This is a genomic window from Vibrio sp. 1641 (genome assembly GCF_033339995.1).
GTDB lineage: Bacteria > Pseudomonadota > Gammaproteobacteria > Enterobacterales > Vibrionaceae > Vibrio > Vibrio alginolyticus.
On record NZ_JAWOVP010000308.1, the window covers coordinates 1 to 606 of the forward strand.

Annotated in this window: 2 protein-coding genes; both read right to left on the reverse strand. The window is 38.4% G+C overall.

The window, feature by feature from the left end; translation table 11 throughout:
- Positions 1 to 101: 101 nt before the first annotated feature.
- Positions 102 to 344 (reverse strand): DUF2059 domain-containing protein, encoded by a 243-nt coding sequence (locus R7Z47_RS25690; protein WP_258652824.1) that lies wholly within the window; start codon positions 342 to 344, stop codon positions 102 to 104.
- A 37-nt stretch (positions 345 to 381) separates the two neighbouring features.
- Positions 382 to 606 (reverse strand): hypothetical protein (locus tag R7Z47_RS25695; protein WP_318130872.1); only part of this gene is annotated, 225 nt, incomplete at its 5' end.

The window sequence follows — 606 nt, forward strand, 5'->3', positions numbered from 1 at the left end:
TAACGCCGCATTAAGGTGTGAGCGACGCTTGGCTATACTTGAGCGAAGCGAAACCGCCAAGCGTTGCGAATCACTCTTAAATGCTTTGTTAAGTGTAATTTTCACTCCGCAAGTAACTTATGTAGTTCTTGCTCCTTAGCTTTCAAGCTAGGCTGAATTTCTTGTAACTTAGAAAGGATAAAGCTTTGCAAATGATGTGATATCTGGCTTCCTTTGGTCGCAAAAGCTTGCCCAGCAGGTGATTCAAAAAATTCTACTAACCCTTTTAGCTCTTCATCTGAATACATTTCTTGATAAGCGCTAGCAATATGATCTTTAATTTTTGGGTCAGAATAAATGCTCATTTGAAGATTAATGATGTCATTAAATATTATTTGAGCATCATCTTTTTTTGCTATCAGGGATGTTCTTGTTAGCTTCGACCTGCTTCTCTAGCATATTTCGCATTGAATCAGGCATCTGCTTCACCGATGCATCGACTTCCATCAAATCGTACAGTCTCAACGACAGCTCTTTTGGGCTTGATTCCGCAAATACAGATGTTGAAATTACCAATAATAGAAATAAGATTTTTTTCATAACTCCCTCATTACACTTAACGCCCTG

What these genes read in the sequence shown, in the direction of transcription:
- R7Z47_RS25690 (WP_258652824.1), bottom strand. Translation starts at nt 344, where the DNA reads ATGAGCATTTATTCTGACCCAAAAATTAAAGATCATATTGCTAGCGCT.